The organism is Fischerella sp. JS2, assembly GCF_032393985.1.
GTDB lineage: Bacteria > Cyanobacteriota > Cyanobacteriia > Cyanobacteriales > Nostocaceae > Fischerella.
In genome coordinates this window covers 963,265-987,715 of the sequence record NZ_CP135918.1, presented here as the reverse complement: position 1 = coordinate 987,715, position 24,451 = coordinate 963,265, and the positions used below count along the sequence as shown (strand labels likewise).

At 40.7% G+C, this 24,451-nt stretch carries 22 protein-coding genes and 1 tRNA gene; 19 read left to right on the top strand and 4 right to left on the bottom strand.

Features of this window, described 5'->3' with window-relative positions; genetic code table 11:
• Window positions 1–52: 52 nt before the first annotated feature.
• The 8 genes from glcD to RS893_RS04090 all read left to right on the top strand — a co-directional run bounded on the left by glcD (window position 53) and on the right by RS893_RS04090 (window position 10,523).
• Window positions 53–1,540, top strand: coding sequence for a glycolate oxidase subunit GlcD (gene glcD, locus RS893_RS04125; RefSeq protein WP_315789997.1), 1,488 nt, complete (start codon window positions 53–55; stop codon window positions 1,538–1,540).
• Between the two features lie 514 nt (window positions 1,541–2,054).
• Window positions 2,055–3,881, top strand: a complete 1,827-nt coding sequence (locus RS893_RS04120) for a GAF domain-containing sensor histidine kinase (RefSeq protein WP_315789996.1) — start codon at window positions 2,055–2,057, stop codon at window positions 3,879–3,881.
• A 277-nt stretch (window positions 3,882–4,158) separates the two neighbouring features.
• Window positions 4,159–5,427, top strand: a complete 1,269-nt coding sequence (locus RS893_RS04115; RefSeq protein ID WP_315789995.1) for a peptidoglycan-binding protein — start codon at window positions 4,159–4,161, stop codon at window positions 5,425–5,427.
• 154 nt (window positions 5,428–5,581) lie between these two features.
• Complete coding sequence (locus RS893_RS04110; RefSeq protein ID WP_315789994.1) at window positions 5,582–6,121, top strand: DUF1349 domain-containing protein; 540 nt, start codon at window positions 5,582–5,584, stop codon at window positions 6,119–6,121.
• A gap of 235 nt (window positions 6,122–6,356) precedes the next feature.
• On the top strand, window positions 6,357–7,229 hold the full coding sequence (locus RS893_RS04105; RefSeq protein ID WP_315789993.1) for an S-methyl-5'-thioadenosine phosphorylase: 873 nt from the start codon (window positions 6,357–6,359) through the stop codon (window positions 7,227–7,229).
• A 112-nt stretch (window positions 7,230–7,341) separates the two neighbouring features.
• A complete protein-coding gene (locus tag RS893_RS04100) occupies window positions 7,342–8,556 on the top strand; it encodes a DUF790 family protein (RefSeq protein ID WP_315789992.1) in 1,215 nt (404 codons plus the stop codon).
• Window positions 8,557–8,963: 407 nt separating this feature from the next.
• The gene (cysE, locus tag RS893_RS04095; protein ID WP_315789991.1) at window positions 8,964–9,677 is read left to right on the top strand and encodes a serine O-acetyltransferase; all 714 of its coding nucleotides are present in this window, start codon (window positions 8,964–8,966) and stop codon (window positions 9,675–9,677) included.
• Between the two features lie 444 nt (window positions 9,678–10,121).
• Window positions 10,122–10,523 (top strand): hypothetical protein, encoded by a 402-nt coding sequence (locus tag RS893_RS04090; protein ID WP_315789990.1) that lies wholly within the window; start codon window positions 10,122–10,124, stop codon window positions 10,521–10,523.
• Window positions 10,524–10,680: 157 nt separating this feature from the next.
• Here the strand turns inward: RS893_RS04090 and RS893_RS04085 are convergent, their stop codons facing one another.
• The gene (locus RS893_RS04085; protein WP_315789989.1) at window positions 10,681–12,027 is read right to left on the bottom strand and encodes a Mur ligase family protein; all 1,347 of its coding nucleotides are present in this window, start codon (window positions 12,025–12,027) and stop codon (window positions 10,681–10,683) included.
• Between the two features lie 204 nt (window positions 12,028–12,231).
• Between RS893_RS04085 and RS893_RS04080 the strand changes: the two genes are divergently transcribed.
• Together RS893_RS04080 and RS893_RS04075 are read left to right on the top strand one after the other, a co-directional pair.
• Complete coding sequence (locus RS893_RS04080) at window positions 12,232–12,873, top strand: ThiF family adenylyltransferase (protein WP_315789988.1); 642 nt, start codon at window positions 12,232–12,234, stop codon at window positions 12,871–12,873.
• A gap of 26 nt (window positions 12,874–12,899) precedes the next feature.
• Window positions 12,900–13,139 (top strand): hypothetical protein, encoded by a 240-nt coding sequence (locus RS893_RS04075; protein ID WP_315789987.1) that lies wholly within the window; start codon window positions 12,900–12,902, stop codon window positions 13,137–13,139.
• A 140-nt stretch (window positions 13,140–13,279) separates the two neighbouring features.
• Here RS893_RS04075 and RS893_RS04070 read toward each other — a convergent pair whose 3' ends face one another.
• Both RS893_RS04070 and RS893_RS04065 read right to left on the bottom strand, forming a co-directional pair.
• Window positions 13,280–14,059 carry an RNA methyltransferase gene (locus RS893_RS04070; RefSeq protein ID WP_315789986.1) on the bottom strand — a complete coding sequence of 260 codons (780 nt, stop codon included), beginning with the start codon at window positions 14,057–14,059 and terminating at the stop codon, window positions 13,280–13,282.
• Window positions 14,060–14,128: 69 nt separating this feature from the next.
• Window positions 14,129–14,211: transfer RNA gene (locus RS893_RS04065), tRNA-Leu, on the bottom strand.
• A gap of 332 nt (window positions 14,212–14,543) precedes the next feature.
• Here RS893_RS04065 and murA point away from each other — a divergent pair.
• From murA to RS893_RS04020, 9 genes are all read left to right on the top strand, one after another.
• Entirely contained in the window at window positions 14,544–15,932 is a 1,389-nt protein-coding gene (gene murA, locus RS893_RS04060) for a UDP-N-acetylglucosamine 1-carboxyvinyltransferase (RefSeq protein WP_315789985.1), read from the top strand.
• A 436-nt stretch (window positions 15,933–16,368) separates the two neighbouring features.
• A complete protein-coding gene (locus RS893_RS04055; RefSeq protein ID WP_315789984.1) occupies window positions 16,369–17,244 on the top strand; it encodes a M48 family metallopeptidase in 876 nt (291 codons plus the stop codon).
• A 241-nt stretch (window positions 17,245–17,485) separates the two neighbouring features.
• Window positions 17,486–17,824: a DUF760 domain-containing protein gene (locus tag RS893_RS04050; RefSeq protein WP_315789983.1), complete on the top strand. Its 339-nt coding sequence runs from the start codon at window positions 17,486–17,488 to the stop codon at window positions 17,822–17,824.
• 422 nt (window positions 17,825–18,246) lie between these two features.
• Complete coding sequence (locus RS893_RS04045) at window positions 18,247–19,152, top strand: putative selenate ABC transporter substrate-binding protein (RefSeq protein WP_315789982.1); 906 nt, start codon at window positions 18,247–18,249, stop codon at window positions 19,150–19,152.
• 49 nt (window positions 19,153–19,201) lie between these two features.
• Complete coding sequence (locus tag RS893_RS04040; RefSeq protein ID WP_315789981.1) at window positions 19,202–19,750, top strand: hypothetical protein; 549 nt, start codon at window positions 19,202–19,204, stop codon at window positions 19,748–19,750.
• 20 nt (window positions 19,751–19,770) lie between these two features.
• Window positions 19,771–20,550, top strand: a complete 780-nt coding sequence (locus RS893_RS04035) for a phosphonate ABC transporter ATP-binding protein (RefSeq protein ID WP_315789980.1) — start codon at window positions 19,771–19,773, stop codon at window positions 20,548–20,550.
• A 57-nt stretch (window positions 20,551–20,607) separates the two neighbouring features.
• A complete protein-coding gene (locus tag RS893_RS04030; protein ID WP_315789979.1) occupies window positions 20,608–22,260 on the top strand; it encodes a PhnE/PtxC family ABC transporter permease in 1,653 nt (550 codons plus the stop codon).
• A gap of 429 nt (window positions 22,261–22,689) precedes the next feature.
• Complete coding sequence (locus RS893_RS04025) at window positions 22,690–22,890, top strand: DUF2795 domain-containing protein (RefSeq protein WP_315789978.1); 201 nt, start codon at window positions 22,690–22,692, stop codon at window positions 22,888–22,890.
• Between the two features lie 86 nt (window positions 22,891–22,976).
• A complete protein-coding gene (locus tag RS893_RS04020; RefSeq protein WP_315789977.1) occupies window positions 22,977–23,294 on the top strand; it encodes a hypothetical protein in 318 nt (105 codons plus the stop codon).
• 171 nt (window positions 23,295–23,465) lie between these two features.
• On the opposite strand, the gene RS893_RS04015 is transcribed toward RS893_RS04020, so the two are convergent.
• Window positions 23,466–24,203 (bottom strand): glutathione peroxidase, encoded by a 738-nt coding sequence (locus RS893_RS04015; RefSeq protein ID WP_315789976.1) that lies wholly within the window; start codon window positions 24,201–24,203, stop codon window positions 23,466–23,468.
• Window positions 24,204–24,451: the final 248 nt, after the last annotated feature.

Here is a 24,451-nt window from a genome sequence, read left to right as displayed (position 1 = left end):
CAATATTAATTAGACCAACTCACACAAGCGATCGCATCTTTCCACAAAACCTATGCTCACCCAAGACAAACAACAACGCAACTGGCAACCCATCATCAAAGAATTTGAAGCAGCAGTTGGTAAAAATGGTGTAGTCCAACGCCGCGAAGAACTGATCACCTATGAATGCGATGGACTGACTAGCTATCGCCAACGCCCGGCGGTGGCGGTGCTACCGAGAACTACTCAACAGGTGGCGGCGGTAGTAAAGATATGCAATAAATATGCTGTTCCCTTTATTGCCCGTGGTTCTGGTACTGGTTTATCAGGTGGGGCTTTGCCCATTGAAAATAGTGTTTTGATTGTCACGTCTTTGATGCGGCAAATACTTGATGTAGATTTAGAGAATCAGCTTGTTGTTGTCCAACCAGGGGTGATTAATAACTGGGTAACACAAACAGTAAGTGGTGCTGGTTTTTACTATGCTCCTGATCCCTCTAGTCAAATTATCTGCTCGATTGGTGGTAACGTTGCGGAAAACTCTGGGGGTGTGCATTGTCTCAAGTATGGTGTGACAACCAACCACGTTTTGGGGTTAAAAATAGTCACTCCTGAAGGCGAAATTTTAGATTTAGGTGGAGAAATCCCCGAAATGCCTGGTTATGATTTAACGGGTATATTTGTTGGTTCGGAAGGAACCTTAGGTATCGCTACAGAAATTACGCTGCGAATCCTCAAAAGTGCAGAATCAATCTGTGTTTTACTAGCAGATTTTACGAGTATTGAAGCGGCGGGGGCGAGTGTTTCTGACATCATCAGTGCGGGGATTATTCCTGGTGGGATGGAAATTATGGATAACCTCAGCATCAATGCGGTGGAAGATGTGACAGCATTAAATGTTTATCCTCGTGATGCAACAGCAATTTTGTTAGTAGAAATCGATGGTTTGGCAGTAGAAGTGGCAGCAAATAAACAAAAAGTTGCGGAAATTTGTAAACAAAATGGTGCGCGTCATGTTACTTCTGCTAATGATCCAGAACAGCGCCTCAAGTTATGGAAAGGACGTAAAGCCGCGTTTGCTGCTGCTGGACATTTGAGTCCAGATTATTATGTGCAGGATGGGGTAATTCCCCGGACTCAATTAGCTTATGTGTTACAAGAAATTGAGGCATTGAGTCAAAAATATGGTTATAAAATAGCGAATGTATTTCACGCTGGGGATGGCAATCTTCATCCACTGATTCTTTTTGATAATTCTGTTCCTGGTGCATTAGAAATAGTGGAAGAAGTGGGAGGAGAAATTCTGAAGTTATGTGTGAGAGTTGGCGGTAGTATTTCTGGTGAACATGGCATTGGTGCAGATAAAAAATGTTATATGCCACAGATGTTTACGGAAGCTGATTTAGAAACTATGCAATGGATACGGCAAGTTTTTAATCCTCAAGGTTTAGCGAATCCAGAGAAGATTTTCCCAACGCCGCGCACCTGTGGAGAAGCTGCAAAGGCTATGGATGAGAGTGGTAAGAAGTTTAAGGCAATAGAAGGGATGGAACGTTTTTAACAGTTATCAGTTATCAGTTATTAGTTAACATGATCTACCTGGGAATGAATTCCCAGGCTAATAGTTGAAGTCTACTAAAGTAAACTATTATTTTATATTCTGACTGCAAGCACAACTATTAGGCAATAATCCAATTACCAGCCTACGCGACAATATAGGTTTCAAGCGGACATAATATCAGTATATAAATATTAAGATTTATAAATTTTAGTTAAATGGAAAATTTTAGTGCAGCGAATGTATGCAAAAATACTAAAAAAGATTAAGTAAATAACTTAAATAATTTTGCCATTTACCTGCAAATAGATTTTGGATTTTAACAAGCAGGACTTATCTAGGTTGATCAAGTATAAGCTTTATTAACTTTTTCATCAGCAGTGCATACGATAAAATTTCGGTCAACACAGACTGAAAATGCTTTGTCTAAAGCAGTTTAAGGCATCTATCACAATTACATATTATGTTACGGAGATGAGGCCTAGTAGAGTCAGTAAACACAATAAAGGACTCTCACATGAATATTAATCCATCGGAATCCACCGCAGAGTTTACACAAGCAGCGTGTCATAAATTCCAAATAGGTAAAGATTTAGAAGATGGGAGTAATCCTAATCAAATATTGAGTGCGATCGCTCAACGAATTTGCCAATCTTTTGATTTAAATACGATTCTGAATTTCACAGTTACAGAATCACGCAGGTTCTTATTGAGCGATCGCGTACTGATTTACCGTCTTAATTCTCATGGTAGCGGGACTATAGTTGCAGAATCTACTATTGTTCCGGGTAAGCCATTGTTGGGAATGAAGATCACAGACACTTGCTTTAGCGCCAAGCACGCAGAACGCTACAAGCGGGGTTGTATCCAGATTATAGAAGATATTTATGCTGCCGGGCTGCATCCTTGTCAGATAGATTTCTTATCCTCTTTGCAGATCAGAGCTAATCTGGTAGTACCAATTTTATGCCAGCAGGATCTTTGGGGATTGCTAATTGCCCAGCATTGTTGTGAATCACGGCAATGGCAACAAGTAGAAATTGATTTACTCAAACAATTAGCAACCCAACTTAGTATTGCCATCCAACAGGCACAACTACATCAACGGGTGCAGTATCTGCAAACCGAAATGAAGTTGCAGCATAAATGCTTGGTGCAAAATATCACTGAGCAAATCCGTGATTATATAGATACAGAAAAGATTTTAGCAACTGCTATTGCTGAATTAGCAAAGGTGTTGCAGGTCGAGCGTTGTCACATTGAATTATATGATAATAGTCAGACTTTCACTACTGTTGCCCACGAGTACACTATCATCCCTCCTGTGTACCAAGGAATGAAACGATGGGTTAGAGATTTTCCCGAACTGTATCACTCACTATTACAAAAACAGTCACTGCAATTTAGTGAAGTTTTACGAGATTGGAATCCAAATTTAGTTGTAGTGACACAGCTAGCTTGTCCCATTTTTGATGCCGAAATAGTGATGGGAAATATTTGGCTGACTAAAGTCACTCAAGAACTGTTTGCAGAATGGGAAATTAAACTAGTACAGCAAGTAGCGAATCAATGTGCGATCGCGATTCGTCAAGCCAGACTTTATCAGCTAGCCCAGACACAAGTAAACCAACTCGAAAAACTTGAAAACCTCAAACACGAATTTCTCAGATCCCTTTCTCATGAATTGCGAACACCAATCACCAGTATTAGCCTAGCTGTACAAACTCTAGAAGCAATTATCAAGCAAGAAACAGTATTTAATACAGACATAGTGTCACAACTATTACAGATTTTACAGAACGAGTGTCAGCGAGAAAGCAAACTGATTAACGATTTACTCTCACTTACATATTTAGAAGCGGAAGCTGATATTTTAACTGTAATCACGATTGATCTCAACAGTTGGCTTCCTCCGATTGTGGAATCTTTTCGAGAAGTGACTATTTGTCAGCAACAACAGTTATTTTTGCATCTGGCTGCGGAACTGCCGCTTTTGGAAACAGATATTACTCATCTAGAACATATAGTTACAGAATTACTCAGCAATGCCTGTAAATATACTCCTGCGGGCGAATCAATTACCGTTACTGCATCTGCAACAGAGCAAACTGTAGAGATTAGCATTAGCAATTCTGGTGTTGAAATTGCAACCAATGAACTGGTACGTATTTTCGACCCATTTTACCGCCTTCCTCAACATAATCCTTGGCAATATGGTGGCACTGGACTCGGATTAGCACTAGTGCAGAAGCTGGTCAAACATTTAAAAGGCTCAATCCGTGTCGAAAGTACAGCAGCCTCTACTACCTTTATCTTAGTTTTACCCAGAGTGATCGCTATGTGAAGAAGGATGAAGGATAAAGGGTGAAGTATGTATTTATACGTAAAAATCGGAACACTGTAACTGTATGAATCTTGTATAAAAAAATTTAAATATTTGTACCAAGCTGACTAAATTAATTTTTCATGGAAACTCCATAGAAGATGGTATATTTTTTCGTAAATACAACTTAAAATATGTCAGTGCTAATACTACTGTAAGCTAATTAAAAATATTTGGGTAATAAATATACACGGAGACATCCGGGACGAAAACTCTAATATCTGCTATTTAAATAATTATGAGTGACTGGAATAAGCAGAAGTTATCTAATAGTGCGACAATGCGGCTTTTATCTGTAGCATTGACTTTGGCATTTCTCAATATAGCAGGGCAAGCATTAGCACTAGGAAGAGGAAATAGCGGTCCCCAAGTCACAAGTATTCAGAGATGTTTGCAAAGGTTAGGGTACTACAATGGCCCAATCAATGGCAATTTTGGTCCCTTGACAGAAAATGCTGTTAAAAAATTCCAGCAAGCAAAGAAGATTCCTACAATTGGCCAAGTGGGGCCACAAACTCAACGTGCATTGCAAGCTGCATGTCAACCTCGGCAATCTAACAGTAGCAGTAGTAATGTTCTCAAGGTAGGTAGTAGGGGAGCAGCAGTCACACAACTACAACAATCTTTGCGAACATTGGGTTACTATAAAGGCCTGGTAACAGGTTATTTTGGTCAAGAAACAGAGCAAGCTGTGATTCGATTCCAGCAATCTAAAAGATTGCAAGCTGATGGTGTGGCTGGTGCAAACACTTTGCAAATAATACGTACCAGTTTGGCATCAAGACCAAGTAATAGTGTTGGTGGAATTGATAAATATCCCAATGCCTTGAATGAAGGTGATGCAGGTCCGCAAGTATTACAATTACAAAAGAATTTAGCACAGTTGGGTTATTTTCAAGCGAATCCTACAGGTAATTTTGGCTCTGTCACCAAAGATGCTGTAGTACGTTTTCAGCGTGATTACGGACTCACAGCTAATGGTATTGTCGATGGACAAACTTGGACAGCAATATCCACCAATGCAAACTATGCCAATAACAAAACTTCTGGTTGTTCATCAACAAGCGGTTTTATCTGTTTGGGTGAAAACAGTCCGCGCGTTGTCGCCGTGCAACAAAGTTTACGTCAACAGGGGCTCTTTAATCGCGAGATTACAGGTTACTACGGTACAGAAACTAGAGATGGTGTTGCCCAATTTCAGCAAACTGCTGGACTCAATCCCACTGGATTTGTAGATTTTCAAACCTGGCAAGCATTGGGATTAACTAATAACAACTCTACAGGAGGAGAAAACCCCAATATTGAAAACCGCTATGTGGTAATTGTACCAATTCGCGATGTCAATACTCTTGAGCAAGTTCGTCAATTTGTGCCCCAAGCATTTGCAGTCAAATCAAAACTGGGAGATTATGTCAATGCTGGCGCATTTCGCGATCGCCCCGAAGCCGAAAGACGTTCTAGTCAGTTACGCGATCGCGGTTTTGATGCACGGGTAGAATATTTTTAAAGCTTGAGTTGATAAATCATAGCTTAATAAACATACACTTCTATGTATGGATGTTAACAAAATCATCCACATGGATGAAGTTTAATCACTGCTACTCTTAATAAAACAATAGTATTAAAACCTACACAATATTACTCAAGCTCTGCTTATGCTTATGAAATGGTATAATGAACCACCAGTGTGGGAGCAACAAGAGGGCATTATTACTGTTACTGCTGGTGCAAAAACAGATTTTTGGCGTAGAACTCAGTATTGTATCCGTGACAACGGCAATTTTTATTATCAAGAAGTTACAGGGGACTTTACTGCTCAAGTCAAAATTATCGGCAATTATCAAAACTCATGCGATCACGCAGGATTGATGATTCGCATAGATGAAAAAACTTGGCTTAAATCCAGCATTGAATTTGTCAGCGATTTACATTACGTCAGCGCTATTGTCACTCACAACGACTCCAACTGGTCAATTTTACCATTAGCACAGAATCCTGATTGCTTATGGTTGCGATTGCAGCGCCGAGGCGACACCGTAGAAATACTATATTCACTTAATAGCACAGATTACATTAAACTAGAGGTGGCATACTTAACTCAGCAACCAACAGTGCAAGTAGGATTAGTATGTGCCTGTCCCCAAAGCGATGGTTTTCAGGTAACATTTGAGGATTTTCAAATTCAAACTCATAGTCATTAATCCAACTCGAAAGTCGAATTCCCAAATTAAGCAAAGGAAATTATCTTTAACTACTTTTGTTGTCACCAACGAAAAATCTATCTGTGTCCATCGGTGTACCCTGCGGGAAGCCGAAGAAGGCGCGTCTACGATTTATAAAAAATATTTTACTAAGCTCATAAATCAAACCGGATTCCAATAGACACATTTGCCATTAAAATAACTTGGCACAGCAAAAAGCTAGAGGCTAAAAATAATGACAGAAGCTCGGATTGGAATTATAGGTGGCAGTGGTTTATACAAAATGGATGCCCTCAAAGACGTAGAAGAAGTGAAGGTTGATACGCCCTTTGGCTCGCCTTCTGATGCAATAATCTTAGGAACTTTAGATGGTACGCGCGTAGCTTTTTTAGCTCGTCATGGTCGTAATCATACGTTTCTACCTTCAGAGTTGCCATTCCGCGCTAACATCTATGCGATGAAGCAATTGGGTGTGGAGTATTTAATTTCGGCAAGTGCGGTGGGTTCTTTGAAGGAAGAAGCGAAGCCATTGGATATGGTAGTTCCTGATCAATTTATTGATAGAACTAAAAATCGGATTTCTACGTTTTTTGGAGAAGGAATAGTTGCTCACATTGCCTTTGGTGATCCAGTTTGTCATAATTTAGCTGGAGTTTTAGCAGATGCGATCGCTTCTCTCAATTTCCCAGATGTTACCCTGCATCGTAGCGGTACTTACGTATGTATGGAAGGGCCAGCATTTTCTACCAAAGCAGAATCAAATCTTTACCGCAGTTGGGGTGCAACAGTAATTGGAATGACAAACTTACCAGAGGCAAAGTTAGCACGAGAAGCTGAAATTGCCTATGCAACTTTAGCACTAGTAACTGATTATGATTGTTGGCATCCAGACCATGATAGCGTCACAGTAGAAATGGTAGTAAATAATTTACAACGCAATGCTGTCAATGCCCAAAAAGTAATTCAAGAAACAGTGCGGCGATTGAGTGATAATCCACCACCTAGCGTTGCTCATTCAGCATTAAAATATGCAATTTTGACATCATTGGATAAAGTGCCAACAGCAACAAAAGAAAAATTAGGATTGTTGTTGAAAAAATATATTTAATTCCTAAGAGGCGAAGCTTTTGGTGAGTAATTTTTTCTATTAAATAAAAAAATACTATTTCCATGCTTCGCCTTCAGATAATTATTACAAAACTGATAACTGTTAACTGAATATGTTACCAACAGATTTACTTCATCATCGACAAAATGGGGAAGAAATTATCCCAAAAAGATTAAAACTGGATTCTAAACATATAGAGTTAGCCAACGAATTAATTAGTTCTTTTCAAGAATCAGTAGGAAAAACCCAAGGTACGCTAGAACGTCAATTATTAGAATTAGAAGGTGACACAACCGACTATAAAATGAAGCGGGGTTTAGCTTATCTGCTCAAAAGTAGTTTTTGTACATTTGAAGTCGTCAGTCCCTTAGAACCCCAAATGTTAAGAGAAAAGGTGTTTGCTTTAGCAGCTAAATCCGTTCCAAGCCCGGAATTGACACAAGTGACATTAAAAAATATAGCTGATAATTTAACTCAAGAACTCGAACGAGAAGTTTTACCACAGCAAGTCCGTGATGGATTATATGCTGACTTGTTAGAGAATAAAATTCTCACTACTTTTGATGCACCAAAACCGGAAGCATTATTGCATAGATATAATTTATCGCAAGTGCAGGGTGTATTTTATAAAGCCAGTCAATTAGTATTAAATGCTCATCGAAATGTTCCTGGTGAATACAAGTTGTTATTTCGCTATTTAAAATTATTTCAATTGATGGCATATATCGAAGGTGATGCCGATCATGGATTTACAATTACAATTGATGGACCGACGAGTTTATTTAATCCTAGTACGCGGTATGGTTTAGCGATCGCTAAACTTATTCCAGCTTTATTGCACGTCACCAAATGGAGTCTTTCTGCAACACTACAAGTCCGTGATTTTTATACAGAAACCTGGAAAACTGGACGTTTCACCCTTAATTCTGAATGTGGGTTAGTAACTCATTACCCACCAGGTAAACCTTACGATAGTATGATCGAAGCATCCTTTGCTGATAAATGGGATGCACTGAAAAGTTGTTGGGTGTTAGAGCGAGAAGTTGATTTAATTCCTATTCCTGGTAGTGTGATGATTCCGGATTTTCGGTTAGTGCATCCCGATGGACGTAGTTTTCTCTTAGAAATTATTGGTTATTGGCGACCGGAATATTTACAAAAAAAGTTTGCTCAAGTCCGGCGCGCCCAATGTGATAATTTAATTTTGGCAATTTCTGAACGTTTGAATTTGGATAAAGTTGGTGTCAAATTAAACGATGTTCCCGCCAGAATAGTTTGGTTCAAAGATAAATTATTGCCAAAATCTATATTAGCTGTTATAGAGTAAAATACACAGTTCGTAGTAAGCACTTTAGTGCTTGTGAAAACATTGGCTGATGTAAATTGCAGCGATGCCCAAAATCGTTTTTTGATAATCGAACACCGATGGATACCGATGGACACCGATGGGTTATTTGTGTGTATTTTATAATTTGTACGTCTGAGGTGAATTAATCATTGTTTTTAGAGAAGCGATACCAATAATCCATCTGTGTGCATCTGTGTTCATCTGCGTTCGATTATCAAATATCTAGTGGTTTGCGATGAACTCCAGTAGAGGAAAATATTTTAGTAATATTTGCTAAAATAATATTTTTAGGGCGAATATCAAGAATCTTACCATAATCTCAATTACTGCCTTTAAGAGTAGGGAATCCTGTTTGTAGCCAAGCAATCATCATCAAAATATTAAGTATGCTACTAACAGATTTACGAACAATTTATGAGCGTGACCCCGCAGCCCGTAACTGGCTAGAAGTATTATTTTGCTATCCTGGACTGCAAGCTTTGCTGTTCCATCGCATTGCCCATTGGTTGTACAAGAAAAATATTCCATTTATTCCCCGCCTCATTTCTCAAATCAGTAGGTTTATCACTGGGATTGAAATTCACCCAAGAGCAAAAATTGGTCGGGGTGTATTTATAGACCATGGCATGGGAGTGGTGATTGGCGAGACGGCAATTGTAGGTGATTATGCCCTGATTTATCAAGGTGTTACCCTTGGCGGTACTGGTAAAGAAACTGGTAAGCGCCATCCGACTTTAGGTAACAATGTCGTTGTTGGTGCAGGTGCAAAGGTATTAGGCAATATCCAAATAGGAGATAATGTCCGTATTGGTGCAGGTTCAGTAGTACTGCGCGACGTACCTAGCAATACAACTGTAGTTGGTATTCCTGGACGTATCACTCGTTGCGAAAATACAAAAGTAGATGTTTTGGCTCACAATCAACTGCGGGATGTAGAAGCTGAAGCAATTCGAGCTTTATTTGAACGTGTGAAAGAACTAGAACAACAAGTAGAAAAGTTGGAAGTGAATTTACATATGTCTGTCACTCAAGTAAATCAAGAAATTAGATGTAGTCGTGATTCTGTGATTGAAGATTTTTTAGATGGATCTGGGATTTGAAGTTTAGTTAGGGTTGTCATTTATTATTTGTCATTGGTAAGGATTTTATGTTTATCTACTTTTCTTAACATAGTTAGGTTGATTTTCACTCACCTACTTAAAGCAAAGGATTGAAATCTTTGGTTGATAGCAGAACTCATACCATTTTGGATTTTGGATTGGAAATTGCCTTCTGTGTCCGGGTTGGGTGAATCCATCTGTCAATTAGTATCATCTAAAGATAACTCAATAAAAGAATGAGTAGGGGCGTACACCTGTACGCCCCTAGTTTCTTAAAAATAAAGAATTCATAATATTAGAGATTGTACTTAGCTAAAAAATGTCAATATAAATAAGACACTTAGTTTAGCAGTAAACTGATTTCTCTCTAATGATACAAGCCCCCACAAAAATCTGTGGGGTCAATCCAAAATCCAAAATATAAAATCCAAAATTGTTTGACCTATGGATTGCAAAACTGCAACTTTAGTCTACCAAAATGAAAATCATCTAGAAAAAATCCAGGAAATTTTTCCAGAAGCTTGGAATTTTTTAGAAGAAGTATCTTTTGCCTACGTTCAGAAAGAGCCAGATAAATTCGATGCTGCTGTCAAAGAAATAGTTGGCGAAACACCTTTCCAATTTAGAATGGTTCACCGGGATGACAGAGATCAACTCACAAAAGACCTTTCTGATTTATTAGGAGATATTACCTCAAGATTACTGCTAGAAAAACATTTTTCAGAAGTAGTCGGTCAGCCAGTATTTTTTAGTACTATTTGTTGTAACAGTCACCTTACTTCTGACCATGAATTAACTTTAGAAGAAGTTTTACCTCTACAACGTGCAGCAGTGAAGTTACAATAAGGGTTAGTAGTTAGTAGAGACGCAATTAATCGCGTCTGTACATTAGTAGTTAGTAGTTTAACTGATAGCCAGTTCTACCCAACTGTGACACCAATAAAGGTTAGTAGTTAGTAGTTCACCACTAACCACTAACCACTAACCACTAACCACTAACTAATTAGCGAATTTTCCTACCAGTTAGTACTTCCCGTACATCAAGCATAGCTGTGTAGGTAGGTAAGATATGCAAAGTTTCGTGATCTGGGGTATTTGCCAAAGCTGTGTTGATAGCTTGTTGCAAATTTTCTTCGACAATCAATTTACAAGTATTTTGAGGTGCGGGATCGCTGTAGCGAAGACGCAGAGCCATATCATAGGCGCGATCGCCACTCACTATGAGAGTTCCTCCCCGTTGGACTAGTTTCTCTGTATCTACATCCCAAATCCAGGAAACATCCTCGCCATCTTGAATGCGATCATTTAATACTAATAACGTTGTTTGATGATGACTTTGGGTCACAACTCGAATAGTTTCATTTGTCCCCACAGGATTTTTTGATAATAAAATTCGTACTTGTTTCCCATTAATATTTAGTTCTTCCGCACGACCAAAAGCAGGTTGAAACTTAGGTATAGCATCACGAATAGTCGCTTCATCAATTCCCAATTCAATGGCGGCAGTAGCAGCTGCTAAAGTATTGTATTTGTTGTACAAGCCAATGAGAATTTGCGGCCATTGGCTACTATCAATAGTTGGTTTGCTTCTAGTAAAACTACAACTGGGACAAGTATATTCGCCCATATGAGATAAATAAACGCCTTTATAATCTAAAGCGTGTCCGCAACTGGGACAATAGATAGAATCAACAGCATGGGGAATCGCTTCTAAATACTGTTCTGGTTCGTTTAAACCAAAAAATGCAACTTGTTGTTGAGATAACTGCTGACCAAGATAGCAAATTGTCGGGTCGTCAGCATTGGCAACAATAATAGTTTCAGGGGGTAAAGTTGCGATCGCACTTCCCCAACGTTTACTAATTGTGTCTACTTCTCCATATCTATCCAGTTGATCACGGAACAAGTTTAAACAGAGAATCAGTTTTGGTTGAATTGGAGCTAAAACCCTGGGTAGGATATTTTCATCTACTTCTAAAATGGCGTAATCTACATCTAGCGAACCTACCAAATTTGTGCTTTCCATTAACGCTGTCATCAAGCCATTTTCTAAATTCGCACCCGTGGAATTATGAGCAACACAAAAACCTTGGCGTTCTAAAATCTCCCGTAAGAACAGCGATGTGGTAGTTTTGCCATTTGTGCCAGCAACAAGAATCACCCCATTTTTCACCTGCTGACTCAACAATGGCAACAAACGGGGTTCAATACGACGTGCGATCGCACCAGGTAAAACAGACGCCGCACCCAAACGTAGCGATCGCACCATCAAAGTTACGCTTTTAGCTATAGAGACAGCCAAACCCAGCCGCAGTTTATCTATGAATTGAATTTTGTTTTCCACAACCATATCCTAATCGGCAATTTAACAGTTATCAGTTATCAGTTATCTTGATCACTGTTCACTGTTGACTGATTTAATCCTGTGAGTTTAGCGAATCCTGGGTAAAAATACCAGACAATTTAATTCATAATTTATTCAGAGATACAAAGCTTTACGCCCTTATAGTAGATGGTGGTGAGTTATACCCAAAATCTAAAATCCTGTTAGCAAATGACTAATGCCTTTTTTCACGAACAATTGCAACGCACACCAGCACTAATGCATAAACTGCGGGACTTCTCCATTACCATTTGTGGTGCTGGGGCTTTGGGTGCAAATATCACTGAAAATCTAGCCCGTTCCGGTTTTGGCAAGTTGCGGGTAATAGATAGAGACAGAGTTGAGGAACGTAACCTTTCTACTCAACCTTACTACCGTTCCGATGTTGGCGCATATAAAGCCAAAATCCTCACCAATAATCTTTACCGTGCTTTGGGTGTCACAGTCGATGGGCGTCCGAAAGAATTAACATCAGCCAATGCAGGACAATTATTAGCAGATAGTGCTTTGATTATTGACACCTTTGATAACAGCAGCAGCCGACAAGCTGTGTTTGATTACTCTACTAATTCTCAGATACCTTGTCTGCATGTAGGTTTAGCTTCAGATTATGCAGAAATCATCTGGAACCAAATTTATCGTGTACCTTCACCTGCTAATGATGATATCTGCGACTACCCCCTGGCACGCAACTTAGTTATCCTCGCAGTAGCAGTTGCTTGTGAAGTTATCGTTAATTTTGTAGCTACAGGGAAGCAGCAGAGTTTTACTGTTACCTTAGCTGATTTTGCCGTTCAGCCTTTTAACGTATAAAGTTAGTACAGATTGGGAATTAAATTATGGAGCAAAATCAGCATCAACAGCGCCGCGTCGCTGATCAAGAGTTTCAAAAATCCCTAGACCAACTGCAACAAATTTTACAAGATGATTCTACACAAATAGAAGAGACACCCCAATCCCCCAGTAATCATGAAAGCGATCGCCAAATAGCCGAAAGTTCCTCAATCATTGATTTAGATGTATGGGAAGACGCAGTTGCTGATATCGAGCAATATTTGCAGCAAAGAGGAAAAAGTTAATTGTCAATGGTCATTGGTTAGTAGTTAGTACAGACGCGAGGAACATCGCGTCTGTACATTATTAGTTAATTGTTGGTAGTTGATTGCTTACTACCCCTCACACCCCTCATACTCCCCACCTTCCCCACCTCCCCACCTCCCTACTCCCCTCTCTGTCTTCGCGCTTCGTATAACATCAATGCAGATGCGATCGCTACATTCAGTGACTCTACTCCAGGATTGAGAGGAATTTTTACGCTTGTATCTGCCATTGCAGCTAATTCTGTTGACAAACCAGCACCTTCATTCCCTAATAAAATTAAACTTGGCTGATGCCAGTCTACTTCCCAGTAAGTTAAAGTTGCACTCGGCAGGGTGGCGATCACTTGCATTCCCGCCTGTTTAGCTTGCATGAGTGTCGCTTTTAAATCTGGACTTACTGCCATCGGCAGACGGAACCATTGTCCAGCAGTAGCTCGTAATACCTTAGGATTATCTAAATCTACACTATCTGTACTGAGCCACAACCCACTTGCCCCAGCCGCCGCCGCAGCGCGAATAATTGTACCCAAATTACCAGGATCTTGCACTGTTTCTAGGGCCAATACCACACCAGTAAATGGTATGGGAGTTGGAGAGACATCCCGTTTCGCTAGCGCCACAACTCCATCTGGTTGCACTGTGGTAGCGATCGTCGCCATCACTTCTTCACTGACAATTTCTGTGCGATCGCTCTTTTGACAAGCCTCTTCCCATAACATCGGATGGGATATTTGCCACTGTTGGGTACAACACACCACTGCAAGCGGATAATTTACTGCACAAGCTTCCTCCAACAAGTGTGTTCCCTCCAGTAGGAACAATTGCTGCTTATGCCGTTCCTTAGCAGCGTGGAGTTTTCTAATTTGCTTAACTAAAGAATTCTGTAAACTCGTCAACATAAGAAGGATGAACTATCAAGGATGAAGGCTGAAACTTTATCCTTCATCTTTTATCCCTTAAATTTTAGATGCGGAACCCGGGACTTGAACCCGGAAGCCTTGTGGGCACTAGAACCTGAATCTAGCGCGTCTGCCAATTCCGCCAGTTCCGCTTGCGAAGTTGTGTAATGACCGTTTTCTATTATTACTACATTTTTCATAGGTGTCAACTAATAATTTTTGTTGGTGGTCAATGGTTAATTGTCATCTGTCATTGGTTAGTGGTTAGTAGAGACGCGAGGAACATCGCGTCTGTACATTAGTAGTTGATGGTTGCTTATTCCTCACACTCTTCCCACTCCTCACACTCTTCCCACTCCTCACACTCCCCACCTCCCCGACTCGTGCCAGAAATCTACTTGCAGATGTGATGCAAGCATGTGGACAAATTAAATCTTTCCTGTAGAATCAAAACCAACTTAAAATTTGTAAAATTTATAGTTTTTTGGAGGGTAGGCTTATTAATCCTTCTAGCAGCTTACCAGATGCTAAATTGTCATCTGTTGCAGACTCCTCAGTCTTGCAGATCTGTGGTGGGTATCCGTTGCAAGGCCATGTCAAAATCAGTGGGGCAAAAAATTCAGCACTAGTAATTATGGCTGGAGCCTTGCTGTGTTCGGGAGACTGTCACATCCGTAACGTACCTTTGTTAGCGGATGTAGAGCGGATGGGTCAGGTATTGTCAGCTTTAGGTGTTCGTTTACAGCAAAATGGTGATTTTTTAGACGTAAATGCTAGTGAAATTACTTCATCCAAAGCTCCTTACGAACTAGTTACCCAGTTGCGAGCCAGTTTTTTTGCGATCGGCCCTATCCTAGCGCGCTTAGGAGTAGCGCAGATGCCATTACCAGGGGGTTGTGCCATTGGGGCCAGACCAGTGGATCTCCATGTGCGCGGACTACAAGCAATGGGAGCCGAGGTACAAATTGAGCATGGCATTTGTAATGCCTACGTCCCTGGCAAAAACCGCCGCCTGAAGGGAGCAAAAATCTACCTAGATATTCCCAGTGTGGGAGCCACAGAAACGCTGATGATGGCAGCAACTCTGGCAGAAGGTGAAACAATCATCGAAAACGCCGCCCGTGAACCAGAAGTTGTGGATTTGGCAAATTTCTGTATTGCGATGGGGGCAAAAATTCAAGGTGCAGGAACGAGTACGATTATAATCGACGGTGTTCCCAAATTACATTCTACAGAGTATAGTATTATACCTGACCGCATTGAAGCAGGAACTTTTCTAGTGGCGGGGGCAATAACCCGTTCCGAACTGCTTCTCTCGCCAGTAGCCCCAGACCATCTGGTACCAGTGATTTCCAAATTGCGGGAGATTGGCGTGAGTGTGGTTGAAGAAACACCAGACTGCTTACGTGTCCTCAAATCCGAAAGACTGATAGCCGCAGACATTGAAACCATGCCCCATCCCGGCTTTCCTACGGACATGCAAGCGCCGTTCATGGCTTTGCTTGCGATCGCAGAAGGCGATAGTCTCATTAATGAAACCGTATTTGAAAACCGTCTGCGTCATGCCTCAGAGTTAAATCGCTTGGGGGCAGACATTCGTGTTAAGGGTAACACTGCCTTTGTACGGGGAGTACCGTTGTTATCTGGCGCACCCGTGATTGGCACTGATTTACGAGCCGCAGCAGCTTTAGTTGTCGCCGGTTTGGCAGCAGATGGTAAAACCACTATTCAAGGACTGCGCTACCTTGATCGCGGCTATGATCGCCTTGATCTCAAATTACAGGAGTTAGGAGCAAAAATCCAACGTTTACCTTGTTCAGAGGTAAAAACAGAAATTGCCCCTAGCACTATCAATCCTTTGGTTAATAGTTAGTACAGACGCGATGTTCCTCGCGTCTGTACATTAGGTTGATGGTTGGTTGTTGGTTGGTAGAGACGCGATTAATTGTGTCTGTACATTAGTAGTTATACCAATTCAAATAATGTTTGCGACAGATAACCCCACCCGCCTAACCCCACCCTCCCCTTGGAAAGGGGAGGGTTGGGGTGGGGTCTTATATAATCCATGTGTTGTATTCTTTTTTCAAATTGGTATTAGTTATTGGTTGCTAAATTTTTAACCACTAACCAATAACCACTAACCAATAACCACTCACCAATAACCACTCACCAATAACCACTCACCACAAACAACAAACAACAAACAAATAACAACTAACAACTAATAATTCTTCTCGCTATACTAGGCTTTGTAGGGCTGGTATCAAACCAACTCCATTACAACCTCACTACTTCCAACTTGCTTTGCTATGTTATCCTCCAAAACTCAGCTAATTGGTCTGAAAGCCGATTCATTTCGTCACCCGCTAGACCTAGAAGCAACCAAAGCGCTAAAACAGATTCCCGGTATAGATATGATGGTGCGAAATTTCTTGGGACCAGTGGCTGAGCAGTTATTTTATGTGGAAAACATTGCATCTAGTATTTTGGTAGGTGAAAACCAATTACCGCATTTACATAAACTATTATTAGAAGCTTGTCATATTTTAGATATGGAGCCACCCCAGTTGTATATAAGACAACATCCGGCTCCGAACGCTTATACTTTTGCGATGCGGGGAAAGCAGCCTTTTGTAGTGCTGCACACTTCCTTAATTGATATGCTCACACCAGAGGAGACTCAAGCAGTCATTGCCCATGAACTCGGACATCTTAAATGTGACCACAGCGTTTATCTGACACCAGTAAATATATTAATTTTGGCGGCAGCAACTTTGCCTAATATTGGTGCGGTTATTGCCCAAGCAATCCAAGCACAACTTTTAGAATGGGTACGTTGTGCTGAATTTACATGCGATCGCGCCGCATTATTAGCAACCCAAAATCCCAAAGCTGTGATGTCTGTGTTAATGAAGTTAAGTGGTGGTTCACCAACTCTCGCACCACAGCTTAACCTAGATGCTTTTATTGAGCAAGCCCGCGCCTACGATGACATCAGTAAAACCGAACTAGGCGAAATGCTCAAAGCAACTCGGACAGCACAATTAACCCACCCAGTACCAGTACTACGGGCGCGAGAAATAGACCGTTGGGCAAGTAGCAAAGAATATGAAAGCTTATTGCAAAATCCAAAGTTAGAGTTTGGTAGTGAGTCAAAAACTGTCGGTAGATGGCGTAACTGGTAGATATTGCTCACAGCCCTTAGTGATTGGAAGTAAGTCGGGTGTGTGAAGCTTACGCACCACTTTTTAGGCGGCGTGATAGCTTCCGCCCACAACTCATCCTACACAAGATTTACTAAGCGTGCGATCGCCGTTAGTAGAAACCGATTATTTCATTTCGGTTATTCTGACAAGAGCCAAATACATTTAATTGATAGATTAATTTTTAGAAACCAAAAATTATGTTGTTATAAGCTGAAGAGATATGAGCAACTTATTTCCTCAGAATCAAGGCTCTTCTAAGAATGAATTGAATAGTCATAACTCACTGTCACAATACATCCAATCCATGAGTCCAGAAGTGTTGACTCATTTATCTAAGCCTGTTTCCCAAGATGCTTTGCAATTAATCATGCAAGCTGTGACGCACAAGTTGAACAGCTTAACTACAGAACAGTTTAATGGCTTAATTGCTACTAACCGCGAAACCTTGGGTATGTTGCTAGGTGAAGCGATGGTGGATGGTTATTTTTTACGCAACGCCGAACAGAGAATGGAAATGGAGAAATTGTTGCCTTCTATGGAAACCAATTTATCAGACTAAAAGCCAACAGCAAAATGAACGAGCATCGCCTATATCTTAACTCATGTCAATTACATCATCTGGTGTTGCTGAATCAAGATATGAATTTACAATTCACGGGTATGTAGAGATGTAGCAATGCTAAGTCTCTACAAGGATTTGGCATTTAATTACAAAAATGTATGCAAACACAGAACCAAATTCAGCAATGCCGGATTGAGCGATCGCACTCGCTTAACTTATAATTGTTACCAAAATAGCTTTCATCACCAGTAAAATTTTGTAGTTAGATTTGCCGGGGTGAAATTGTAAAATCACATCTAATGCGAAAAGAATAATACATCTGTGTACATCTGTGTGCATTGGTGGTCGATTCTCAAAAATAAATTGTGTTGTGGTTGCAATTCACATCAAGCGTAAATCCAACTTTTGATCAAAAAGCAATGAAAAAAGTTTTGTTCTCTGGATTACTACTAATCTTACTCCCGTTAACAGCTTGTTCTGAAGCTTCCCAAACTACTGGTGTAAAAAAAGTCCAACCCTTAGTCACAGGTGCAATACCCGACCAAGATCCAGAGAAGTTGCAGCGCCAGTATAACAAGCTAGCAGCGTATTTACAGCAAGAATTAGGTGTACCTGTAGAATACAAACCTGTGACTGATTACACCGCAGCAGTCACAGCCTTTAAGGTGGGAGACTTAGATTTAGTATGGTTTGGCGGATTGACTGGGGTGCAAGCCAGATTGCAAGTACCAGGTGCAGAAGCGATCGCGCAACGGGATGTAGATAAAAAATTCCATAGTGTTTTCATTGCCAACAAAAAAACAGGTTTACAACCATTCCAAAATACTAACGATCTCCAAAAACTCAAAGGCAAAACCTTTACCTTTGGTAGCGAATCTTCTACCTCCGGGCGGTTAATGCCTCAATATTTTCTGGAACAAGCTGGCGTCAAACTCACAGATTTTAAAGGTCAGCCAGGCTTTTCTGGTGATCATGATAAAACTATCAAATTAGTAGAAGCAGGAACTTATGAAGTCGGTGCTGTAAATGAAAAAGTATGGTCAAAACGTGTCGATTCCAAAGAAGTAGATTTAAATAAAGTAGAAGTTATTTGGCGTACTCCTGCTTATTATGATTACCATTGGGTAATTAACCCCCAGGTCAAACAACGCTACGGTGAAGATTTTGTCAAAAAAGTTCAGGCTGCTTTCTTCAAACTAGACCCCAAAGTGCCAGAACAAAAGGAAATTCTCGACCTATTACAAGCAAGTAAATTCATTCCTACCCAGAATGAAAACTACAGACAAATTGAAGAAATCGGTCGGGAAATTGGGAAAATAAAATAAAAGTTATTTCCAGAGCGAAGAAAGATTTCTGGAAAAGAGAATTTTATAATTGAATTTAATTATTAGTAGTGAAACACAATTTGATCAAATTGGAAAAATTGAGCATACAGAAAAAGGTTTGAAGAAATTGCTACAAGATATAAATTTGAAACAATTTGCCTTTACAAAGAGTTTATACCTGTTATTACTACTGTTAATGAGTGTACTGGTACAAAGCTGTGAATCCAAACCAACAGCCAAGTTAACCGTAAATATAAATGTGAATGGATGTTCAACTCAATACCAAACAAACCTCTGGACTGGTAGCCCAGTGACAGATTTGGCAACCCTTGACCGCGTCAGCAGTGAAACCACAGAAATTACTGGATGTGGAATTGATGAGTTAGAGTACTCATTTAATGTTTCACCCGTAGTCGCAAAAATAGAATTTGAAATCGACGCAGAGGAAGTAACAGCTTTTGTACCAATGCAAAAAGGTGTCACTGCCCCTAAACCCTTTATTGATGGCGATATTTCTCTGGAAAGTATTAACGTCAAGGTAGATTTCCCTAACGGTAATCCGTCTTCTGTTGAGGGTTCCTATCGCGTTTCCAAGTAACAAGATTAAAGTTTTCACCTATGAACCCACATGCACCAATTTTTGCACTCAAAAACGTCAGCAAAAAATTTGGTCAATTTGCATCTCTGGTTGACATCAACTTGGAAATTTATCCTGGTGAAAGAGTTGCCTTTGTTGGTTCTAGTGGTGCAGGCAAAAGTACGCTGCTTAGCTTACTCAATGGTTCCTCCCAACCTACCCAAGGTCAAGTTTGGATACTTGATCGCAACATAGCACGTCTGCGTCCTAAATTGCGGCGACAAGTGCAACGGCAAATTGGTACAATCTACCAGCAACTTCATTTGGTGGATAACTTACGGGTGATTCATAATGTCAACGCTGGACATCTGGGACGATGGTCATTTTGGCAAGCAGCGCTTTCTTTGATTTACCCACGAGAAGTAGAAACAGCTACCAAAGCTTTAATCCAGGTAGGAATTCCTGAAAAATTGTACGATCGCACTGATCGCCTTTCCGGGGGACAGCAACAACGAGTAGCGATCGCCCGTGTGTTAGTGCAAGATCCTGTAGCAATTCTGGCTGATGAACCAATTTCTAGTCTTGACCCGGAACGCAGTCGTGAGATTATGAATTTGTTGCGGGATTTAAGTGAGGAAACAGGGAAAACATTGGTTAGTAGTCTACACGCAATTGAGTATGCCCGCAGTCATTTTCAACGAGTGATTGGGTTGCGTCAGGGTAGGATTTTGTTTGATGCGCCTGCTGGGGAAGTGTCGGCGACTATGGTGGAGGAGTTGTATAGAATTAAACCACAGAGGCGATGGGGTGATGGGGTGTAGACGCGTTTGCACAGCGTGTCGCTTTGCGACTCAGCGGCTTCCCGTAGGGTAGGGGTGATGAGGAGAAAAGTGATTATATCTCCCTATTTTTTTTGGGGTTTGGTGTGGTTGGTGGCGGTAAGTTGGTCGCTGCGTGTTGCTGGGGTGTTTCAAGGGGATTTGGTGAATGAAGGTGGGTGGAGTCTGGTTGTTGCTTTTCTGGTTGCTGTGGTTTCGCCGGATTTGAGTTCAGAGTTTTTACTTCTAACTTTCGATGCAATGTTGAAGACTCTGGCTTATGCGGTGTGTGGGACGTTTTTTTGTGTGGTGATTGGGTTGGTGGGTGGTGTTTTATCCAGCCAGGTGTGGTGGCAGTCTCTAGGTAGGGGTTACAATTGTGCTTGGTTGGTGGTACGAGCAATTTTAGCAATCCCAAGAGCGATTCATGAATTGATTTGGGGATTGTTTTTTGTGAATATTTTTGGACTTGATCCATTGGTGGCGGTGTTGGCGATCGCTATTCCTTTTGGGGCAATCACTGCTAAGGTATTTTCGGAAATTTTGGATGAGACGCCTCGCGAAGCGTTGTTGGCATTACTCAATAGTGGTGTATCTCCTCTGAGTGCATTTGTTTATAGTCTTATTCCTCAAGCTTTTCCCAATCTACTTTCTTATAGTTTTTATCGATTTGAGTGTTCGATTCGTTCAGCGACGGTATTAGGTATTATCGGTGCTGGCGGATTGGGTTATCAAATTTATCTGAGTCTCCAGACTTTGCGTTATCAGCAAGTATGGACTTTGATGTTTGCATTGCTTTTATTGAGTGGTTGTACAGATTTTTTGAGTGGCTGGTTACGTCAACAATTGCAATTACCTAGTCGGTTGGATTTAAATATTTTGAAACTCAAACAACGTTCTCACAATCACTCTATCACCTCATCTTCCTATGTGTTTTTACTAGGTGCATTTGTCCTATTAATTTTTTCTTTTTGGTACATTAAAGCTGATTTTGCCAAGCTGTGGGAACCGCTTACTGCGGAACGTGTAGCGGGAATTATTCAAGATGTTTTTCCACCACTATGGATTGATCTAAATCAGTTATTTGTTTTTTCTACTCAAACTCTAGCCATGTCAATTTTAGCGATGACTGGTGCGGGTTTGGGTGGAATATTGCTTTCTTTTTTGGCAGCAAGGGGGGAGACAAGAGGGGGTGGGGAGATGGGGGGGTGGGGCAATGGGAGGATGGGGAGAAATTTGGTTTCTCTATTCACACGATTTTTATTACTTTTTGCCCGGGCTGTACCCGAACCAATTTGGGCATTAATCTTTTTATTTGTGTTATTTCCAGGAATTTTACCAGGTGCGATCGCTCTTGCTATCCATAATCTTGGTATTTTAGGACGGTTGATGGCGGAGGCGATCGAAAATTTAGATCAACGTCCTTTGCTTTCTTTAACAGCTTTGGGTGCTAGTAATTCTCAAGTCTTTATCTACGGCATTTTACCTGCCACTACTCCCCGCTTTCTTGCTTACATTCTCTACCGTTGGGAAGTCTGTATTCGCGCGACGGTGATTGTCGGATTGATAGGTGCTGGTGGTTTAGGGCGTCTGTTGACTGAACAACTGAGCAATTTTGATTACCAAGGTCTACTGACAACTTTGATGGTTTTTATTGGTTTAACTTTTGTAGTAGATGTGATTAGTGCTTCAGTAAGAAGGACTTTGAGATAATGCAAACAAAGTAGAAATAAATTACCTTTTTTCCATTCCTCTTGTTTTTCCTCTTACTTTGTGTTCTACCCTGCAGGTAGACACGAAGTGGCTTCTGTTCCCTGAAAGGGTTCCCGAAGGGTAAGTAGCCTATGAGTGCGTCTAATGTGTCCTTTGCGGTTCGTTCTTTTGCCTCTGATAATTAATGCGATAAACCACTAGTGGCCTAGCAAGACTAAAATTAAGCATGAGATTTTGTAGGTTGGGTCGAGCTTACAAGACCAATATCATCAATTACAAAACATCTACTTTTAGTTAGATGTAAATCAGCAAATCTGTAACAACCATAGGTGTGATGGGTTACAAACTTGTCGAACTCATTCCTGTTGATGAGCTAACTTTATGACTTTATTCACTGGTATATAACGTCAAAACTTGAGGAGAACAACTATGACTACAGTGAATTCAGTGCAACTACAGAAAAACTTGCACGAAACCAACTACCCCATCAGCAAAAAAGACTTAATCAAGTATGCTGAAGAAAAAGGTTTTGATGAGAAAATCCTCCGGCTTTTGAAGCAGTTGCCTTCAATACAGTATGAAACCCCCGTCGATGTAAGCAAAGCGATCGCTAATATCAATAATCAATGAGTTTTAGTGTGACAATTCACCAGAGCAATACACTGGTAGAAGTAATTAGCGCTCCTATGTAGCGCTACAAGCAAAGAGGATAGATTATGCGTCAAATCCCAGTAGTTGCTTTCCTGATCCTTTTAGGCAATATCCTTTTCTCAACAGCAATTAGGGCTGGTGAACCTGCGACCATAACAAGTTTAGTCATGCGCGATCGCATTGTTGTAATCACCAATGACACAGACGGGCTAAAGTACTCAGTCAAAAGCAAGGACGGTACTGTATTAAGTGCCAATATCACAGAAAGCGAACTAGCCCGAAAGCACCCTGATGTTTATGAACAGGTTCGTCCAGCTTACGCTAGCGACAAAAATATCCCTGGTTTACTCATGTGGGTGGGAGACTTGGAAGCTAAGCCGTGAAGTGTTGAGACTTACCTTATGTCTACCACCGTAAAGTATCAGTCCTGAAACGAATTTTTTTTGGTGTCTTGGTGTCTTAATGGTTCAAAGCTGATCTTTTATCACCACAAAGACACTAAGAATTTAATCATGTTTTGTTGCACTTGGCGGGAGTTCGTTTGTCACTTACTTTTACCTTGTAGCGCCCAAATAAGCAGCCAAAGCTTCAGAACCACCAATTTGTTGACCATCGATAAACACTTGCGGAACGGTTGTTGCACCTGCGATCGCTTTTAAGGAATGAGTTGTGGCATCTTTACCCAAGACAATTTCTTCGTAGTCTAAACTATTTTGCTTGAGCATGTCTTTGGCACGCGCACAGAAAGGACAACCAGGTTTTGTAAATAGAGAAACACACTTAGGTTTTACTGCCTCTGGATTAATATATGCCAGCATAGTCTCGGCATCAGATACCTTGAAGGGGTCACCTGGTTCTTCTGGTTCAATGAACATTTTTTCTACTACGCCATCTTTGACTAACATGGAGTAGCGCCAAGACCGCTTGCCAAACCCTAAATCGGATTTATCAACTAGCATACCCATGCCTTCAGTAAATTCACCATTGCCATCGGGTATAAAAGTTACATTATCTGCTTCCTGATCCTTTGCCCATTCATTCATCACAAAAGTATCGTTGACAGATATGCAGACAATGTCATCTACACCATTCTCTTTGAAAGTTTTTGCCAACTGATTGTAGCCTGGAACATGAGTCGATGAACAAGTAGGCGTAAAAGCCCCCGGCAGAGAAAAAACTACAACAGTCTTACCTTTGAATAAATCATCAGTTGTCACATTCACCCACTGATCATTCTGACGCAGACGAAAGGTGACATCGGGAACTCTTCTTCCTTCGCGATATGGCAACATTTAATTTACTCCTGGAAACTTGCTAAATAAAGCGTACTCATTATGAGTATGAATGTCAAGGAGGAATTTTAGTGGTTGGTTGTTGATTGTTGATTGTTGTTTGTTGCTTGTTAGGGGTTAGTGGTTAGGGGTTGTACCAGACGTGCCATGGCACGTCTCTACATTGGTTAGTAGTTAGTTTTTTAATACTTACTCCACCCTACGGGAAGCCACTTGCGTGTCTACACACTTCTCACACCCCACCCTTA

Coding starts and splice junctions, on each gene's coding strand:
- glcD (WP_315789997.1), top strand. CDS start 53: ATGCTCACCCAAGACAAACAACAACGCAACTGGCAACCCATCATCAAA.
- RS893_RS04120 (WP_315789996.1), top strand. CDS start 2,055: ATGAATATTAATCCATCGGAATCCACCGCAGAGTTTACACAAGCAGCG.
- RS893_RS04115 (WP_315789995.1), top strand. CDS start 4,159: ATGAGTGACTGGAATAAGCAGAAGTTATCTAATAGTGCGACAATGCGG.
- RS893_RS04110 (WP_315789994.1), top strand. CDS start 5,582: ATGAAATGGTATAATGAACCACCAGTGTGGGAGCAACAAGAGGGCATT.
- RS893_RS04105 (WP_315789993.1), top strand. CDS start 6,357: ATGACAGAAGCTCGGATTGGAATTATAGGTGGCAGTGGTTTATACAAA.
- RS893_RS04100 (WP_315789992.1), top strand. CDS start 7,342: ATGTTACCAACAGATTTACTTCATCATCGACAAAATGGGGAAGAAATT.
- cysE (WP_315789991.1), top strand. CDS start 8,964: ATGCTACTAACAGATTTACGAACAATTTATGAGCGTGACCCCGCAGCC.
- RS893_RS04090 (WP_315789990.1), top strand. CDS start 10,122: ATGGATTGCAAAACTGCAACTTTAGTCTACCAAAATGAAAATCATCTA.
- RS893_RS04085 (WP_315789989.1), bottom strand. CDS start 12,027: ATGGTTGTGGAAAACAAAATTCAATTCATAGATAAACTGCGGCTGGGT.
- RS893_RS04080 (WP_315789988.1), top strand. CDS start 12,232: ATGACTAATGCCTTTTTTCACGAACAATTGCAACGCACACCAGCACTA.
- RS893_RS04075 (WP_315789987.1), top strand. CDS start 12,900: ATGGAGCAAAATCAGCATCAACAGCGCCGCGTCGCTGATCAAGAGTTT.
- RS893_RS04070 (WP_315789986.1), bottom strand. CDS start 14,059: ATGTTGACGAGTTTACAGAATTCTTTAGTTAAGCAAATTAGAAAACTC.
- RS893_RS04055 (WP_315789984.1), top strand. CDS start 16,369: ATGTTATCCTCCAAAACTCAGCTAATTGGTCTGAAAGCCGATTCATTT.
- RS893_RS04050 (WP_315789983.1), top strand. CDS start 17,486: ATGAGCAACTTATTTCCTCAGAATCAAGGCTCTTCTAAGAATGAATTG.
- RS893_RS04045 (WP_315789982.1), top strand. CDS start 18,247: ATGAAAAAAGTTTTGTTCTCTGGATTACTACTAATCTTACTCCCGTTA.
- RS893_RS04035 (WP_315789980.1), top strand. CDS start 19,771: ATGAACCCACATGCACCAATTTTTGCACTCAAAAACGTCAGCAAAAAA.
- RS893_RS04030 (WP_315789979.1), top strand. CDS start 20,608: ATGAGGAGAAAAGTGATTATATCTCCCTATTTTTTTTGGGGTTTGGTG.
- RS893_RS04025 (WP_315789978.1), top strand. CDS start 22,690: ATGACTACAGTGAATTCAGTGCAACTACAGAAAAACTTGCACGAAACC.
- RS893_RS04020 (WP_315789977.1), top strand. CDS start 22,977: ATGCGTCAAATCCCAGTAGTTGCTTTCCTGATCCTTTTAGGCAATATC.
- RS893_RS04015 (WP_315789976.1), bottom strand. CDS start 24,203: ATGTTGCCATATCGCGAAGGAAGAAGAGTTCCCGATGTCACCTTTCGT.